This is a genomic window from Streptococcus infantis, from assembly GCF_047460875.1.
Taxonomy (GTDB): Bacteria; Bacillota; Bacilli; order Lactobacillales; family Streptococcaceae; genus Streptococcus; species Streptococcus infantis_AA.
Genome location: NZ_JASHFI010000002.1, coordinates 179,885 through 196,492, shown reverse-complemented (window position 1 = coordinate 196,492; position 16,608 = coordinate 179,885). Strand labels below are relative to the sequence as shown.

The 16,608-nt window shown below is 40.4% G+C and carries 19 protein-coding genes; 18 read left to right on the top strand and 1 reads right to left on the bottom strand.

Translation table 11 applies throughout. The features are described 5' to 3' along the window. The first annotated feature begins 15 nt into the window (after positions 1–15). From pabB to QM887_RS02910, 4 genes are all read left to right on the top strand, one after another. Positions 16–1,737 carry an aminodeoxychorismate synthase component I gene (gene pabB / locus QM887_RS02925; protein ID WP_414270400.1) on the top strand — a complete coding sequence of 574 codons (1,722 nt, stop codon included), beginning with the start codon at positions 16–18 and terminating at the stop codon, positions 1,735–1,737. Next, a complete protein-coding gene (locus QM887_RS02920; protein ID WP_414270399.1) occupies positions 1,738–2,361 on the top strand; it encodes an alpha/beta fold hydrolase in 624 nt (207 codons plus the stop codon). It begins immediately after the preceding gene. A 40-nt stretch (positions 2,362–2,401) separates the two neighbouring features. Beyond that, complete coding sequence (locus tag QM887_RS02915; protein ID WP_049508573.1) at positions 2,402–3,361, top strand: ROK family glucokinase; 960 nt, start codon at positions 2,402–2,404, stop codon at positions 3,359–3,361. A 101-nt stretch (positions 3,362–3,462) separates the two neighbouring features. Continuing rightward, a complete protein-coding gene (locus QM887_RS02910; RefSeq protein ID WP_049508575.1) occupies positions 3,463–4,302 on the top strand; it encodes a thymidylate synthase in 840 nt (279 codons plus the stop codon). A gap of 126 nt (positions 4,303–4,428) precedes the next feature. Here QM887_RS02910 and QM887_RS02905 read toward each other — a convergent pair whose 3' ends face one another. Next, positions 4,429–4,599, bottom strand: coding sequence for a DUF3042 family protein (locus tag QM887_RS02905; protein WP_049526232.1), 171 nt, complete (start codon positions 4,597–4,599; stop codon positions 4,429–4,431). A 120-nt stretch (positions 4,600–4,719) separates the two neighbouring features. On the opposite strand from QM887_RS02905, the gene miaA reads away from it, so the two are divergent. The 14 genes from miaA (at position 4,720) to QM887_RS02835 (ending at position 16,595) form a co-directional block, all read left to right on the top strand. Next, on the top strand, positions 4,720–5,604 hold the full coding sequence (miaA, locus tag QM887_RS02900; protein ID WP_414270397.1) for a tRNA (adenosine(37)-N6)-dimethylallyltransferase MiaA: 885 nt from the start codon (positions 4,720–4,722) through the stop codon (positions 5,602–5,604). Further along, a complete protein-coding gene (gene hflX, locus QM887_RS02895) occupies positions 5,597–6,835 on the top strand; it encodes a GTPase HflX (protein ID WP_414270395.1) in 1,239 nt (412 codons plus the stop codon). The genes miaA and hflX overlap by 8 nt, the downstream gene beginning before the upstream one ends. After that, complete coding sequence (locus tag QM887_RS02890; RefSeq protein WP_414270394.1) at positions 6,828–7,451, top strand: cystathionine beta-lyase; 624 nt, start codon at positions 6,828–6,830, stop codon at positions 7,449–7,451. The genes hflX and QM887_RS02890 overlap by 8 nt, the downstream gene beginning before the upstream one ends. A gap of 14 nt (positions 7,452–7,465) precedes the next feature. Then, on the top strand, positions 7,466–8,395 hold the full coding sequence (gene rnz, locus QM887_RS02885; protein WP_075229279.1) for a ribonuclease Z: 930 nt from the start codon (positions 7,466–7,468) through the stop codon (positions 8,393–8,395). Between the two features lie 20 nt (positions 8,396–8,415). After that, a complete protein-coding gene (locus QM887_RS02880; RefSeq protein ID WP_075229278.1) occupies positions 8,416–9,171 on the top strand; it encodes an SDR family NAD(P)-dependent oxidoreductase in 756 nt (251 codons plus the stop codon). Between the two features lie 200 nt (positions 9,172–9,371). Then, positions 9,372–9,941 carry an SMI1/KNR4 family protein gene (locus QM887_RS02875; protein WP_414270392.1) on the top strand — a complete coding sequence of 190 codons (570 nt, stop codon included), beginning with the start codon at positions 9,372–9,374 and terminating at the stop codon, positions 9,939–9,941. An 18-nt stretch (positions 9,942–9,959) separates the two neighbouring features. After that, the gene (locus tag QM887_RS02870; protein ID WP_414270391.1) at positions 9,960–10,397 is read left to right on the top strand and encodes a hypothetical protein; all 438 of its coding nucleotides are present in this window, start codon (positions 9,960–9,962) and stop codon (positions 10,395–10,397) included. 2 nt (positions 10,398–10,399) lie between these two features. Next, entirely contained in the window at positions 10,400–11,464 is a 1,065-nt protein-coding gene (locus QM887_RS02865; RefSeq protein ID WP_414270390.1) for an ankyrin repeat domain-containing protein, read from the top strand. 44 nt (positions 11,465–11,508) lie between these two features. After that, positions 11,509–12,096 carry an SMI1/KNR4 family protein gene (locus QM887_RS02860; protein WP_414270508.1) on the top strand — a complete coding sequence of 196 codons (588 nt, stop codon included), beginning with the start codon at positions 11,509–11,511 and terminating at the stop codon, positions 12,094–12,096. Next, positions 12,093–12,842 carry a hypothetical protein gene (locus QM887_RS02855; RefSeq protein ID WP_414270388.1) on the top strand — a complete coding sequence of 250 codons (750 nt, stop codon included), beginning with the start codon at positions 12,093–12,095 and terminating at the stop codon, positions 12,840–12,842. Before QM887_RS02860 ends, QM887_RS02855 begins: the two co-directional genes overlap by 4 nt. Before the next feature lie 124 nt (positions 12,843–12,966). Beyond that, entirely contained in the window at positions 12,967–13,923 is a 957-nt protein-coding gene (locus tag QM887_RS02850; RefSeq protein WP_414270386.1) for a hypothetical protein, read from the top strand. 151 nt (positions 13,924–14,074) lie between these two features. Further along, positions 14,075–14,404 (top strand): hypothetical protein, encoded by a 330-nt coding sequence (locus QM887_RS02845; protein WP_373093926.1) that lies wholly within the window; start codon positions 14,075–14,077, stop codon positions 14,402–14,404. 6 nt (positions 14,405–14,410) lie between these two features. Next, positions 14,411–14,605 (top strand): helix-turn-helix transcriptional regulator, encoded by a 195-nt coding sequence (locus tag QM887_RS02840; protein WP_000794365.1) that lies wholly within the window; start codon positions 14,411–14,413, stop codon positions 14,603–14,605. A 241-nt stretch (positions 14,606–14,846) separates the two neighbouring features. Further along, a complete protein-coding gene (locus QM887_RS02835; protein WP_414270384.1) occupies positions 14,847–16,595 on the top strand; it encodes a glycoside hydrolase family 13 protein in 1,749 nt (582 codons plus the stop codon). Positions 16,596–16,608: the final 13 nt, after the last annotated feature.

Sequence of the window (16,608 nt, the reverse complement as noted above, 5' to 3'; positions counted from 1 at the left end):
TGGTATACTTAGGATATGCATAGAAAAACAGTGATTGATTTTAGGGCTTTGGGGGAGAGATACACCTTTACCCAGCCTATCAAAGAGTTAAAAACCAGAGATTTAGCAGAAGTAACAGACTTGTTAGCTCAAGTGGAAAGCTACCAAGAACAGGGCTATTATGTGGTGGGTTATGTCAGCTATGAGGCTGCACCTGCTTTTGAGGAGAAGTTAGCAGTTCACAAGGCTCCTTTACTGGGAGAGTATCTACTGTATTTTACCGTTCATGGCAGTGTTGAAAGATCCAGTATTCCTCTGACATATGAGGATGTGGATTTGCCGTCAAACTGGCAGGAAGTAACAGCAACAGAGGACTATGAAAAGGCCATTGCCCAGATTCATCATCATTTACGACAGGGCGATACTTATCAGGTCAATTATACGGTTCAACTCAAGCAGGAGTTGTCTGCTAATCCTTTTGCTATCTACAATCGTATGGTTGTCGAGCAGGAAGCGGGCTACAATGCCTATGTTGAACATGACGACATGGCAGTAATTTCCATGAGTCCAGAACTCTTTTTTGAACAAAATGATCGTGAATTGACAACTCGTCCTATGAAGGGGACGACTAAACGTGGTCTGACTGATGCAGAAGACTTGAAAGAGGCAGTTTGGTTAGAACAGGATCCCAAAAATCGCTCAGAGAATATGATGATAGTGGACCTCTTGCGCAATGACATGAATCGTCTGTCTGAGGTGGGAAGTGAGCATGTGGAACGTTTATGTCAGGTGGAACAGTATTCAACGGTTTGGCAGATGACTTCGACCATCAAGAGTCAGTTACGATCAGATATTGACCTAGTTGAAATTTTCCGATCGCTCTTTCCTTGTGGTTCTATTACAGGAGCTCCCAAGATAGCGACTATGAAAATTATCAAGGACTTGGAGCCCCAATCTAGAGGAGTTTATTGTGGGACGATTGGTATCTTGCTTCCCAATGGACGACGGATTTTCAATGTGGCTATTCGAACCATTCAACTGCATAGAGGGCAAGCCATCTATGGAGTCGGTGGAGGCATCACTTGGGATAGTACTTGGGAGTCAGAATACCGTGAAGTTCAGCAAAAGGCTGCTGTTCTTTACCGAAAACAGCCTCGTTTTCAATTGATTACGACAGGGAAAATCAGCCAGAAAAAATTACTCTTTGAAAATCAACATCTAGAAAGATTGCAAAAGGCTAGTCGTTACTTTGCCTTTCCATTTGATGAAGATAGTTTGAGACAAAGGATAGATGAAGAGTGCCAAGCTTGTGACCTCCATCAAGACTACCGTTTGCGAATCAGTCTCAGCAAGTCTGGAAAAATAGAAATTGATCGACAAGTATTGACACCACTTAGTTCTGGCTTCTGTCAGGCCAAGCTTTGTCAGCAAGAAGATGATTTGCAGCAGGCCTTTACCTATTTTAAAACGACCCACCGACCGCATTTGACAATGGGAGAGAATGAAATTATTTATCATACTGCTGATGGAAAATTGCTTGAAACCTCTATTGGCAATCTGGTTTTGAAAATGGATGGGAAACTCTATACACCGCGAAGTCAACTAGGTTTTTTACCAGGGATTTATCGTCAACACTTGCTTGAAAACGAACAAGTAGAAGAGAAGGTCTTGACCATAGAAGATTTGAATCAAGCAGAGGCTGTCTATGGCTGTAATGCAGTCAGGGGCTTGTATGAGTTGTCAGTAAAGGAGAACTAAATGAAACTAATATTCTTACATGGCCTAGGTCAGTCAGCAGATAGTTGGAAAGAAGTTCAGGATTTGCTGGCAGATTATCCCTCTGAAGCCCTGGCCTTATTTCCTTCAGGAGTTGGGACCTACCAAGAAGCCAAGGAACGCATTTATCAGCACTTATCAAAGGAAACAGAGCCTTTTGTCTTAGTTGGCTTATCTTTAGGGGCTGCACTCGCATTGGAGCTTTCAAGTTTTGAGATACCAAATCTTCAGGCCTTGGTTTTGTCAGGATGTCCACTGAAATTAGCAGGTAACATTCCTTTTTACATTCAGTTGCTGATATTTAAATTGCTTCCTAAGAGGATATATGAGAAGCAGGGGGCAGATAAGGCTCTTATGGTTGGAGTTTCTGAAGAATTAAAAACACTTGATTTAAGAGAGATTGCACGGAATTGTCCCTATCCAAGCTTGTTAATTTGTGGTAGTCAGGATAAGCCTAATCTCAGTTCAATGAAAGCTATCCAAGAACTGATGCCGGATTCTCAGTTTGAGATTATCCCTAATGGCCCTCATGTTTTGAATAAGGCAAAACCAAAAGAGTTTGCAGAATTAACCAGAAGTTTTCTTGAATTGCTGAAACAAGTTTGATAAAATAATAAAGAAGTGATAAATCATAAAGGAGATAAAAATGAGTCAAAAGATTATTGGGATTGACCTTGGTGGAACTTCTATCAAGTTCGCTATTTTAACGCAAGAAGGAGAAATCCAAGAAAAATGGTCTATCAAGACTAACATTTTGGATGAAGGAAGCCATATCGTAGACGATATGATTGAAACTATTCAACACCGTTTGGGCTTGCTTGGATTGTCTGCTGAAGATTTCCGTGGAATTGGTATGGGATCACCTGGAGTGGTTGACCGCGAAAAAGGGACTGTTATCGGTGCCTACAACTTGAACTGGAAAACTCTTCAACCAATCAAAGAAAAAATGGAAAAAGCCTTGGGTATTCCATTCTTCATCGACAATGACGCTAACGTGGCAGCTCTTGGTGAGCGTTGGATGGGTGCTGGTGAAAACCAACCTGACGTTGTCTTTATGACACTTGGTACAGGTGTTGGTGGCGGTATCGTTGCAGAAGGAAAATTACTTCACGGTGTTGCAGGTGCTGCAGGTGAGCTAGGCCATATCACAGTTGACTTTGATCAACCAATCGCATGTACGTGTGGTAAAAAAGGCTGTCTTGAGACAGTAGCTTCAGCAACAGGGATTGTCAACTTGACTCGTCGTTATGCAGATGAATACGAAGGTGATGCAGAGTTGAAACGCTTGATTGATGACGGAGAAGAAGTAACAGCTAAAACTGTCTTTGATTTGGCAAAAGAAGGGGACGACCTTGCCTTGATTGTTTACCGTAACTTCTCACGTTACTTGGGAATCGCATGTGCCAATATTGGTTCTATCCTAAACCCATCAACAATCGTTATCGGTGGTGGTGTATCAGCTGCAGGAGAATTTCTTCTCCAAGGCGTGCAAAAGGTTTATGATGAAAATACCTTCCCACAAGTTCGTACAACCACTAAATTGGCTCTTGCAACTCTAGGAAATGATGCTGGAGTTATCGGAGCAGCATCACTTGTATTGCAATAAATAAACATAAAAAGGAGAAAATTGCTTTCTGTAAGCGAGTGATTTTCCTCCTTTCTTTTTTTATGCTATACTAGTTAAGACAATGAATGAGGTGATAGCAAATGACAAAAGCAGATACGATTTTTAAAGAAAATATCGAGCGAATCTTGAATGAGGGTGTGTTTTCCGAGCAAGCACGTCCCAAGTATAAGGATGGAACAGTAGCTAACTCCAAGTACATCACAGGTGCTTTTGCGGAGTATGATTTGTCAAAGGGTGAATTTCCCATCACAACTTTGCGTCCTATCGCTATTAAATCAGCTATTAAAGAAGTGCTTTGGATCTACCAAGATCAGACCAATAGTTTGGAAGTTCTCAATGACAAGTACAATGTTCACTACTGGAATGACTGGGAAGTTGGAGATACAGGGACTATTGGGGAACGTTATGGGGCTGTGGTTAAAAAGCACGACATCATTAACAAGATTCTCAAACAGTTAGAAGCCAATCCTTGGAACCGTCGAAATATCATTTCTCTCTGGGATTACCAAGCCTTTGAAGAAACAGACGGCCTTCTACCATGTGCCTTTCAGACTATGTTTGATGTCCGTCGAGTAGATGGAGAAATCTATTTGGATGCGACCTTGACTCAGCGCTCTAACGATATGCTGGTGGCTCATCACATCAATGCTATGCAGTATGTGGCTCTTCAAATGATGATTGCTAAACACTTTGGTTGGAAAGTTGGAAAATTCTTCTACTTTATCAATAACCTTCACATCTATGACAATCAATTTGAACAAGCTCAGGAATTGCTCCGTCGTGAACCTTCAAATTGCCAACCACGTTTGGTCTTGAATGTACCAGATGGGACTAACTTCTTTGATATTAAAGCAGAGGATTTTGAGCTGGTTGATTATGATCCAGTCAAGCCACAGTTGAAGTTTGACTTGGCCATTTAATACTCTCTGAAAATCTCTTCAAACCACGCTAGATTCCTAGTTTGCTCTTTGATTTTCATTGAGTATAATTGAGTATAAAAGAATAGAAAAAAAGAAGTTGAGAAAAATCCCAACTTCTTTTGTTTTTTAACGTGATACGCGACGACGCGCTGCTTTCTTACGGTTTTCTTCGATGAAAGCTGCTTTTTGTTCTTCTGGTTCGATCACTTTCTTTTTAACTGCGTATACTGCACCTGCAACTGCAGCGACAGTTCCTGCAATACCTGTTACAAGACCTTTAGCGAATCCTTTAGCCATGAGTATTCCTCCTTTAACTTATAAATCAGCCAGCTACCTCAAGAGGTCGCATTTTTCTGACTGACCTTTTTGTGATATAATAATAGTAACGAAAAAATGGGAATTTTTCAAGGAAAAAAGATGAAAACAAAAATAATTGTGATTGTTGGACCGACTGCAGTTGGAAAAACAGCTCTAGCCATTGAAGTTGCTAAGCATTTTAATGGTGAAGTAGTTAGTGGAGATAGCCAACAAGTCTATCGAGGACTGGATATTGGGACAGCCAAGGCAAGTCCGAAGGAGCAGGCAACTGTCCCTCATCATTTGATTGATGTGAGAGAAGTAACCGAGTCTTACTCGGCTTTTGATTTTGTTTCAGAAGCTAAGGTGGCCATTGAGGATATTCAAAGTCGAGGTAAGCTCGCTATTATTGCAGGTGGGACAGGACTTTATATCCAGAGTCTGCTAGAAGGATATCATTTAGGTGGGGAGACACCTCATGAGGAGATTTTAGCTTATCGTGCTAGTCTAGATACTTTTTCAGATGAGGAGTTAGCCCATCTTGTAGAGCAAATAGGCCTTAAAATTCCCCAGTTTAATCGTCGTCGTGCCACGCGTGCCTTGGAAATTGCCCATTTTGCTCAAGACTTGGAAAATCAAGAGACCTTGTATGAACCTCTGATTATTTGCTTGGATGATGAACGTAGTCAGCTTTATGAGCGTATCAATCACAGAGTGGACCTGATGTTTGAAGCTGGACTTCTAGACGAAGCCAAGTGGCTGTTTGACCATTATCCAGATGTTCAAGCTGCTAAAGGGATTGGCTACAAGGAACTCTTTCCCTATTTTCGAGGGGAGCAGAGCCTGGAGGAGGCTAGTGACAGTCTCAAACAGACGACCCGTCGTTTTGCCAAACGTCAGCTAACCTGGTTCCGCAATCGTATGCAGGTGACCTTTTATCAAATAGGAGAATCTGGTGTGAAAGAGCGTATTTTAAGCCAGATTGAGGAGTTTTTAAATGATTGAAACGGAGAAAAAAGAGGAGCGAGTCCTGCTCATTGGTGTTGAACTCCAGGGCATGGATAATTTTGACCTCTCCATGGAAGAGCTGGCTAGTCTGGCTAAGACAGCTGGAGCTGTTGTAGTCGATAGCTACAGACAAAAACGAGAAAAATACGACTCTAAGACCTTTGTCGGTTCTGGTAAGTTGGAAGAAATTGCTCAAATGGTGGACGCAGAAGAAATCACGACTGTCATCGTCAATAACCGTCTGACACCTCGACAAAACGTTAACCTTGAGGAAGTCTTAGGTGTTAAGGTCATTGACCGTATGCAGTTGATTTTAGATATCTTTGCTATGAGAGCTCGAAGCCATGAAGGCAAACTCCAAGTGCATCTAGCTCAGCTCAAATACCTCTTGCCTCGTTTGGTTGGTCAGGGGATTATGCTCAGCCGTCAGGCAGGGGGGATTGGTTCCCGTGGTCCAGGTGAAAGTCAGCTGGAGCTTAACCGTCGTAGTGTTCGCAACCAGATTACAGATATCGAACGTCAACTCAAGGTGGTTGAAAAAAATCGGGCAACAGTTCGAGAAAAACGTTTGGAGTCAAGTACCTTTAAAATTGGTTTGATTGGTTATACCAATGCTGGTAAATCAACCATCATGAATACTTTGACCAGCAAGACCCAGTATGAAGCGGATGAGCTTTTTGCAACTCTAGATGCAACAACTAAAAGCATCCATCTGGGGGGCAATCTACAGGTAACCTTGACAGATACCGTTGGATTTATCCAAGACCTACCGACAGAATTGGTGTCTAGTTTTAAATCAACCTTGGAAGAAAGCAAGCATGTAGATCTCCTGGTCCATGTCATCGATGCCAGCAATCCTTATCATGAGGAACATGAAAAAACGGTCCTCTCCATTATGAAAGACTTGGACATGGAGGATATTCCTCGCTTAACCCTTTATAATAAAGCAGATTTGGTGGAGAACTTTACACCTACTCAAACGCCATATGCTCTGATTTCTGCTAAATCTAAGGATAGTCGAGAACAGTTGCAGGCTTTATTGCTGGATAAGATTAAGGAAATTTTTGAACCCTTTACCCTGCGCGTACCGTTTTCTAAATCTTACAAGATTCATGATTTGGAGAGTGTTGCTATCTTAGAAGAACGTGACTACCAAGATGACGGCGAAGTCATCAGAGGCTTCATTTCTGAGAAAAATAAATGGAGATTAGAAGAATTTTATGACTGATATCAAATCATTAGCTCTTAAGTATGGTGGCTATACAAGTCTAGACAAGGTCTATCTGGACCAGCTTTTAGCTGGTAGGTCCGAAGAGGAACAGCTAGCCCTTATCACTCCTCTACCTAGTGTGGTTAATGCCTACTTTGCAGAGCTCTACCAGAAAAAGAGCCCCGAGGCTGCGACCGATTATTTTGCGGAAGTCAGTAAAGAATTAAACCTCTATAATGCTGAGCCAAGTTTCTCTTTGGAAAGCAAGCCCTTTATTCGCCTCAATCTATCTGGTAAATCCTTTGGATTTTGCTACGAGAAAGAAGGACTTGGTCGCATTTTCTCTGAATATGAGGAAGCAATTACGGATGAATTACTCTTTGAGATTGCGCAAATTTTTCCCCATCAGCTAGTTTTTGAGGAGTCTGGAAAAATTTATATGAAGGCAATCGGAGAAGAGGAAGTTGTTAGCGTGGAAAATCTCACAGCTTTGACAGATTTGGAAAGCTTGGCAGATGGAAGAAAGCGACTCAAAGGCTACAGCCAAGAGGATTTACAACAAGAAGCTAGAGCTTTTTCTGGCAAGCTTTATTATCGCTCGGAAAATCGCACTGCTATGTTATATATTGATTAATTAGAAAGTATCGAATGGATATTCAATTTTTAGGAACGGGGGCTGGTCAGCCCTCTAAAGCCCGCAATGTTTCAAGTCTCGCCCTGAAACTCTTGGACGAGATTAACGAAGTTTGGCTCTTTGACTGTGGCGAAGGAACGCAAAATCGCATTCTGGAAACTACGATTCGACCACGAAAGGTCAGCAAAATCTTTATCACCCACTTGCACGGAGACCATATTTTTGGCTTGCCAGGTTTTCTTTCTAGTCGTGCCTTTCAAGCCAATGAAGAGCAAACAGATTTGGAAATCTATGGTCCCCAAGGTATCAAATCTTTTGTCTTGACCAGTCTACGTGTGTCAGGTTCACGCCTGCCCTATAAGATTCATTTCCATGAGTTTGACCAAGATTCTCTAGGGAAAATTCTTGAAACAGATAAATTCACGGTGTATGCGGAAGAGTTGGATCACACTATTTTCTGTGTGGGTTATCGTGTCATGCAAAAGGATCTAGAAGGGACCTTGGACGCTGAAAAACTAAAGGCTGCTGGTGTGCCATTTGGACCGCTTTTTGGAAAAATCAAAAACGGGCAGGATGTAGTCCTAGAAGACGGCACCGAGATCAAGGCAGCAGACTACATCTCAGCTCCACGTCCAGGTAAGATTATCACTATCTTGGGTGATACTCGAAAAACGGATGCCAGTGTGCGTCTGGCTGTCAATGCGGATGTTCTTGTCCATGAGTCAACTTATGGTAAGGGTGATGAGAAAATTGCTCGTAATCATGGTCACTCTACTAACATGCAGGCAGCGCAGGTTGCAGTAGAAGCAGGAGCCAAACGACTCTTACTCAACCATATCAGCGCTCGTTTCCTTTCGAAAGATATCAGCCAGCTTAAAAAGGATGCCTCTAGTATCTTTGAAAATGTCCATGTTGTAAAAGATCTGGAAGAAGTGGAAATCTAGAATCTCGAGAAAGGAAAAGTATGTCTACTATTCTGATTACAGGTGCTAGCGGGGGTCTAGCTCAAGAAATGGTCAAACTCTTGCAAAATGACCAACTCATTTTGCTAGGTAGAAATAAGGAAAAACTAGTTCAGCTATACGGAAATCATCCTCAGGCAGAATTGATTGAAATTGATATTACCGACGTTCAAGCCTTAGAAGGATTGGTAGCTGAACTCTATCAGCGTTATGGTAAGATTGATGTCTTGATTAACAACGCTGGATATGGGATTTTTGAAGATTTTGACAAGATTTCTAATCAAGATATTCATCAAATGTTTGAGGTTAACACCTTTGCTCTCATGAATCTATCTCGTTTGGTTGCTTCTCGCATGAAGGAAATGCGAAAAGGTTATATCATCAATATCGTCAGTATGGCAGGATTGATAGCGACTGCTAAGTCTAGTCTATACTCTGCGACCAAGTTTGCGGCCATTGGTTTTTCAAATGCTTTGCGCCTTGAACTCATGCCCTATGGTGTCTATGTGACGACTGTTAATCCAGGACCTATCCGTACAGGATTTTTTGACCAAGCAGACCCAGATGGGACCTATCTCAAGTCGGTTGATCGTTTTCTATTGGAACCAGATGCTGTCGCGCAAAAGATTGTTAAGACCATAGGTAAAAACAAACGCGAGCTCAATCTCCCAATCTTGCTCAATCTAGCTCATAAATTTTATAGCCTCTTTCCCAAGCTAGCAGATAAGTTGGCTGGAGAAACCTTTAATTATAAGTGAGAAAGCTGTTCCCTTGAGGAATGGCTTTTGCTTTAATTAGGATAAGTTGTTGACCAAAAAAATCCCTGAAAATACTGGTAGTCTATCCCTGTTAGATAGCTTTGAGGTATAATAGAGATAAGAAAGTTCATCAGAAAAAAGAAGACCTAAACTAGCTAATTTGCTCTAGAAAATGGACTATTTATAGTCGGAGGTTGACAATGGAATTATTGACAATTGACCAAATCATTTCCATTATTGAGGAAGCAATACAAGGGCTTGACCCTGAGATAAGAGAAGGGATTGTCCTGAACCAAACGGAACTGCCTGTGTCTGAACTGGATCGTTTGAAAAAACAACTGCAAATACAAGATTTGGATCCGATTTTTAGGAAATATATTTTGGCCTATAACTGGGGGCAGGTCGGTTTTTTAAGTTACCAGTTTGGATATGGGGACGACACTAGTCTTACTTGGCTAATCAATCGCAATCTGGAATACCACGATTACTCGACTCTACAAGAAAGAGGCTTGATCATCATTGCAAATGGAGATCCCTACACTATTTTGCTGGATTGCCAATCTGGGGCGGTCTATGCTCTTGATGCAGAGATGAACTATGATGAAAAAATATGGCTGGCACCAGATTTTCTAGCATTTGTTAGAGCCATGGGAACGGCTCAATCTGCAGTTTGGAAGAGTTGTGAAAGTGACTTCATCCACTTGATGACTAGAATAGGTCATGCGTCCAGTTTGATATTCTGGCAGAGTCTGGTCGGATTTTATGATTGAAAATAGAAGGTGCAGGTCATGGAATTTATAGTAGCTGAGGAGGGAATTCCTCAAAATATCGGATGTCAGGGAGCCCTGATTGCCTATTATGGCAGCGAGATAGAATTTCATTATGAAACCGTACCACCACACGGTGATGAGATTTTTTCTGCCAAGCTACCTTTGTTGGGGCTTGATCTGCCCTTTTGGATCTATGGGAGAAATCTCATATTCTTAGACGCTTACTACCTTTTAGCTGAAACTGTTAAGAAAGGAACTTGGAATCCGATAACCAGTATGCTCATCAACATTCATACGGGGGAATACGCCAGCCTAGACCACTGGTATAATCATATATCTATTGAGCAAAACGGTCTTGAGTTGAAAAATGATTATGATGGACAAGTCCGTACTTTGAAAACGGTTGACAATCTTCATTGGCTTGCCCTAGATGCTGAATCAGAAGAATGGAACTAAAAATGGCAAAGAAAAGAGTTACATTACCAAAAGAGTTTAAGGATTTAATGGATGAAGGAAATATTGAAGCCCTTAAAGCAGTCTATGATCGTTGTGAATTAACCGCTCATGATGGAAGATTTAGCTTATGTACACCTCTGCATATGGGAGGAATCCCGGATGAATTGGTTATCTGGCTTGTCGAACAGGGCTTGGATATCAATATCCCTGATTATTATGGAGCGACTCCTTTGTACCGTCAAGCAATCTTGGGGAGAGATACAGTCAAACTCTTGCTTGAATTGGGGGCAGACATTGGAAAACCTAATACCTATGGTGAGACACCCCTACATGTAGCAGCTGAGTTTTTCCATCCTAAGACTGTCAAACTTTTGATTGATAAGGGAGCAGATGTCAATGCTAAAAATGATATGGGAAGAACCCCACTAGCTTCAGTCTTGATGGTTTGTCGGGGTATCTATATTGCCCAAACAGCTGAAATCGCCACAATGCTTGTGGATTCTGGTGCTAAGAAAACATCTGCTATGAAAGAAAAGGTCGAAAATATCGGTAAAGATTTTGAATTTCATAGAGAAGGGATCAATCCCGACTATCTAGAAGCAGCAGATCAGGGTCTAGAAAAACTTTATGCTTTGTTTGATGTCAAGCCGGTAGCCAAACGAATAACCCACGATGGAGTTTCTCCGATTCTCGTAAAAGAAGGTAGTTGGGAGGAGCAATATGAGGAACTTTGGTCCTTCTTGATTCCTTCAAGTGGAGCAGCAAAAACTGTTCAGGGGGAAGTTATCCGTATACCAGGTCGAGTTCGAGATGAACTGGATCGCAATGGTGGGATCAACTGGGACAGGGACTATAGAAAAATGCTTCAGGCTCTCCCTCAATACTTGTCTCTAGGAAGCTCTCTTTCAGAACAAGAATTAGCAGAGACTAAAGAGCTTATTGCTCAAGTTCATGGGAAAGATTTTGATGACGAGCCTCGCCTAGACCGCCTGTGTCAGCTAGCTATTGCTTGGATTAAGCAAAATCCTGAACCCCTTCTCCTAGAAAAAACAAGTTATAAGCGGTAAAAAGCATTGGAAGACAGATAAAATAAAGAAATCATGGTGAAATGATGCAACTAATTGACCAAGTTAAAAAAATAGAAACTTATATTTGTGAGTGTTTTGAAGACTGGGATTTGGATGATCCTGTAGAGGAAGGATATCTGGAAGATTATCAGGGCATTTCTGGTGCTTCCGAGGAAGAGCTTCAAGCCTTTGAGGAAATATTTGGTATTCGTCTACCTATTGACTTCAAAGCGCTTTATAGCTACAAAAATGGGAGTAAATACTTCTCTATTTTACCTTGTGTAATTGACCAGAGAGAGCTGACTTTTTCTCTCATGAGTCTGCAGGAAATTGAGACTTGTAAAAAGTACTTTCAAAATAGAGATGCTCTGTTAACCGAATTTCCCGACTATTTTTCTAGTCAAGATTTAGAAAATATGCGTGATAGCAAAATTAAGCCCTATCTTTTTAATAAAAAATGGCTTCCTTTTGCCCAGTATTGTGATTCTTGTTATCTTATGCTGGATTTTGATCCAGACCGAGAGGGTCAGGAAGGGCAGATTATTTGCTACATCCATGATCCTGATGAAATTATCTATGTAGCAGAAAGTCTTACGGAGTTGATTGAAGGGATAATGGATGAGATCATATGAACGGACAAATGTATCAGATAGCCTGTATCGTGGCAGCAGCTAGGAAGGCTTTAAAAAGTGGTAAAGAAATATGCTATAAGCCTGAAAAATATACAAATAAGTTGAGCTTTCAAATTTTACCGTCAGAAAATGGGGAGGCTACAGAACTTTCTGTATCTGATTGGTTTGAAAACCTTAAGGAAAAAGGTTTGAAGGACTTAAAATTATTTTGCCCTATCTCAGTAAATGACAGAAGTATTTTAGGTTTCTCCAATACGACACAGAGTTCAATTCTCTGTTTTTATAAAGATGGGAAGGCAAGTTATTTCCTACCAAATTGGAAATCTGCTTCCCCAGGCAGAGGCTGGGATGTTACCTACACCGAGTATGAATGGGAAAGGTCTTTTCAAGACCTTCCCCACTATGAAAATAATATCGAAGAATTTAAGGACATATTGACTCGTATAGAAGATTTAGCAAGTAAAATTGAATGTGAGAACTTTGCCAAAGTCTTTCACTCTGCTAGAAACCATTTACTTACCCTTGATGCTACTAAGGTGCTCGAGGAGCCTCAAATTCCGCCACAAAATCAAAATATATTTAGAGCTGCAAGTGCAGCGGATGTTTTTGGAGGAATGGGCTCCTGGAATGATGAACCTGGATGGCTGGCACAAGATAAGGGACTGGGTCAAGTATACGATGAACTTTCGAATCAGTTGCTAAGAAATATTCGATTAGCCATTCTATTTGCCATCAATGAATGGTGATTGTTTATACTCTTCAAAAATCAAATTCAAACCACGTCAGCTTCGCCTTGCCGTACTCGAGTACAGCCTTTGGCTAGCTTCCTAGTTTGCTCTTTGATTTTCATTGAGTATTAGGAGGAAGAAAATGGGGAAGTTAAAGTTAAGCCTATTGAAGAAATGGGAACTAGACAAGGACTACAATAGTGTTCTCAATTCTGTCATGTTACAGGATGGTAGAGCCTTTGTCTTGACCAGTGAGAAGGAAGCTTTCAATCGCTACTGTCTGCTTGAAGTATCGCCTTTGGGTGTGAAGGAGATAGATGCTTGGGATTGTGACCATGTTTGGGAGGAAGAGCCTCTACTCTTTACAGATGGACAAAATATTGGCATCATCAAGGCTGGCAAGGAAATAGTCTATTATACTGGTGATTTTTCTAATCCAGAAATCATTGCCATAAAGGATCCGCAAAGTATACTTCCTAAAAAGGCACAAGAGAGATATTTTCAAATCGTATCAGATAGCGACCAGATACCCGTGTGTTTTGAAGATCAAGTTTATACAAATCAGGCAAGAAACTTTGCACTTTTAGAGTTTGATAGGGAGAAAAAGCAGGCGAAGTGGACCACTTATTCGCATATTGATAAAAAAGAGTTAAATCACCACGACACGAACTCAAGTGTTTGTCCTAAAATCGATAGTATGAAATCTTGGAAGCAAGAGCTCTATGCCTTTAGCTCTGGAGAAAGTCAAACCTCTGTTAATAAATGGGGCATGGACTATTATGCTCTTGTTAAAATCTCTAGTGATGGTCGTATTATCGAAAAGTTATTAGAATCTGAACATTTAAAGGCTTTAGGCAAAAAAGCTGGTGTCAATGGACTCTTTACGGATTCGCCTTATCTGATCCTGAGCCCCCTATTTAAGAATGATGACTGGAAGGGTAAGCAAAAGCTATTTTTTCTGGCAACGAGAGAATGGTGCGATATAGTCTTGCCTAGAGGAATGAGTAAACACAAGCTTCAAAATATAAAAGATAACTTTTGTTTAACCTTCCTGTACGACAGAGGATTAAAAGAACTTGCCCTTTGTCAGATTGACTAGGCTGTAAATCGGAGTTAGAAATATTCTTAGAATAGAAGAAAATAAAAAAGCCTAAAAATGTTAAAACATCTTGACATTTCATCGATTTAGAGTATAATAAAAAATGTAAAGAGCTCTTGACATTGTTTTGACAGATTGGAGGAACAGGACTATGAGAAAAATGGATGAAATGGACAGAGCGATTCAGCTACGTTCTGAGGAATGGGGTTATAAAACGGCTCTATTTGGCTTATGTGGATGGACAGTATTTAATATTTATCAATCTATTACAAAAGGCATTGAACTTGAAATGTTACCATGTCTGATTTTATGTTTATCTATTTCTGTTCAAGGATTTGCACAAACTGCCATAAAACAGAAAATGATTGATGGTGATGAAGATTTTAAAGAACCTAATAAACTTGTTCAAGGAATATTTTTGATGGTTGTTATCCTTATCGTAGTTTTGGCAATTGGCATTTATTGTTTTCAGAAAGACTAATGCTGTATGAAAAATAATATCAAACAGTTAAGAAAGTCTGAAGGACTACGTCAGGAAGATATGGCAAAAATATTAGGCGTTAGTCGACAAACCATTATTGCTATCGAGAATGACAAGTACAATCCTACACTTGAACTAGCAATGAAAATTGCAAGGTTGCTACGACTACATGTTGAAGAAATTTTCGTTTTAGAGGATTAAAGATATCAGATAGCATTTATTTTAATTATCTGCTCCGTAATGATGAGAGAGTTTGCCAGTTCATGGGAACTCTCTTTTTAAAGCGCAAAAAGAGTCTACTCAATTTCACCCTTGTCCATCTATGTATCTATCGTAAAATTGGTATAAAAGTTGCAAATAAATAGCTAAAATAGTATACTAGTTCTATTATTTATGAAAACGTTTTTGTTAATGTTATATTAGATTATTTAGGAGACAAGACATGGAATTAACAGCCATTTATCATAGACCGGAATCCGAGTATGCATATCTATACAAAGAAGGTCAACTACATATCCGAATTAGAACGAAAAAAAATGATGTCCAGAAGGTTATCTTACATTATGGGGATCCTTTTATTTTCATTGAGGATAAGTATGAAGCTAAGAAAGAAATGACCAAAGTAACCTCAGATGCCCTATTTGATTATTGGCAGGTTACAGTATCGGTTGATTTTGCACGGATTCAATACCTCTTTGAGCTCCTTGATGAGGAAGGTCAGGGTGTTTATTACGGTGATAAGGGTTGTGTAGAACATACTCAAGAAAACCTGGATGCTGAAGGGAATGGCTTTAAACTTCCTTATATTCATGAAATCGACGGATGTCAGGTTCCTAGCTGGGTTTCAAATACCGTTTGGTACCAGATTTTCCCAGAACGCTTCGCCAATGGAAATCCTAATTTGACTCCTGATGGAGCTCGAGCATGGGATGCAGAGATTGCGCCTAACAGGGATGACTTTTTTGGTGGAGACTTGCAAGGGATTATCGACCATTTAGACTATCTTAAAGATTTGGGAATCACTGGACTTTATCTATGTCCGATTTTTGAAGCTACAACCAATCACAAGTACGATACGACGGATTATTTTGAGATTGACCGTCACTTTGGAGACAAGGAAGTCTTTCGTAATCTAGTCGAGGAAGCTCATAAACGTGGCATTAAGATCATGCTTGATGCGGTGTTTAATCATATAGGTTATCAATCTGTCCAATGGCAGGATGTTCTAAAAAATGGAGAAAATTCCCCTTATAAAGATTGGTTCCATATTCAAGAGTTTCCAGTTACTGAGGATAAACTTCAGAATCCAAGACAACTCCCTTATCATACTTTTGCCTTTGCTAGCTATATGCCTAAGTTAAATACAGCCAATCCTGAAGTCAAAGAATTTCTTTTAAGTGTTGCAACTTATTGGATTGAAAATTTTGATATCGATGCTTGGCGTTTGGACGTTGCAAATGAAATTGACCACCAGTTCTGGAGAGATTTCAGAAAGGCAGTTCTAGCCAAAAAGCCTGATTTGTATATCTTGGGTGAAATCTGGCATACCTCACAACCTTGGCTAAAAGGGGATGAGTTCCATGCAGTTATGAACTATCCGCTCTCTGAAAGTATCAAGGACTATTTCTTGCGTCAGCATAAAAAGACAGAGCAGTTTATTTCAGAAATCAATAGCCAGTCTATGTACTATAAGCAACAAATCTCAGAGGTCATGTTTAACCTTTTAGATTCTCACGATACAGAGCGAATCCTCAAGACTGCCAATGGAAATATCCAGCATGTCAAGGCTGCTCTCGCCTTCCTCTATCTTCAAAAAGGGACTCCTTGTATCTATTATGGAACAGAGCTGGCACTAAAAGGTGGACCAGATCCCGATTGCCGTCGTGTCATGCCATGGGATCGTGTCTCTGAGGACAATGATATGCTGAATTTCATGAAGCAATTAATCAAGATCCGTAAGGAAGTGGCAAGCATGATCCAGCATGGTTCATATAGCTTGCAAGAAGTGAAACCAGATGTTCTAGTATTAACGTGCAACTACGAAGGGAAAGAAGTTCAAGCCATCTTCAACCAGTCTCCTGAGAATTTTGTTTTAGAAAGAGACTCTGTTGATTTAGCGAGTCATTGCCAGCTTGAAGATGAACATCAAGTCATCTTACCAGCTGGATTTGTAGTTACTGTTTCTGAGTAAAAAGGATTAAAAT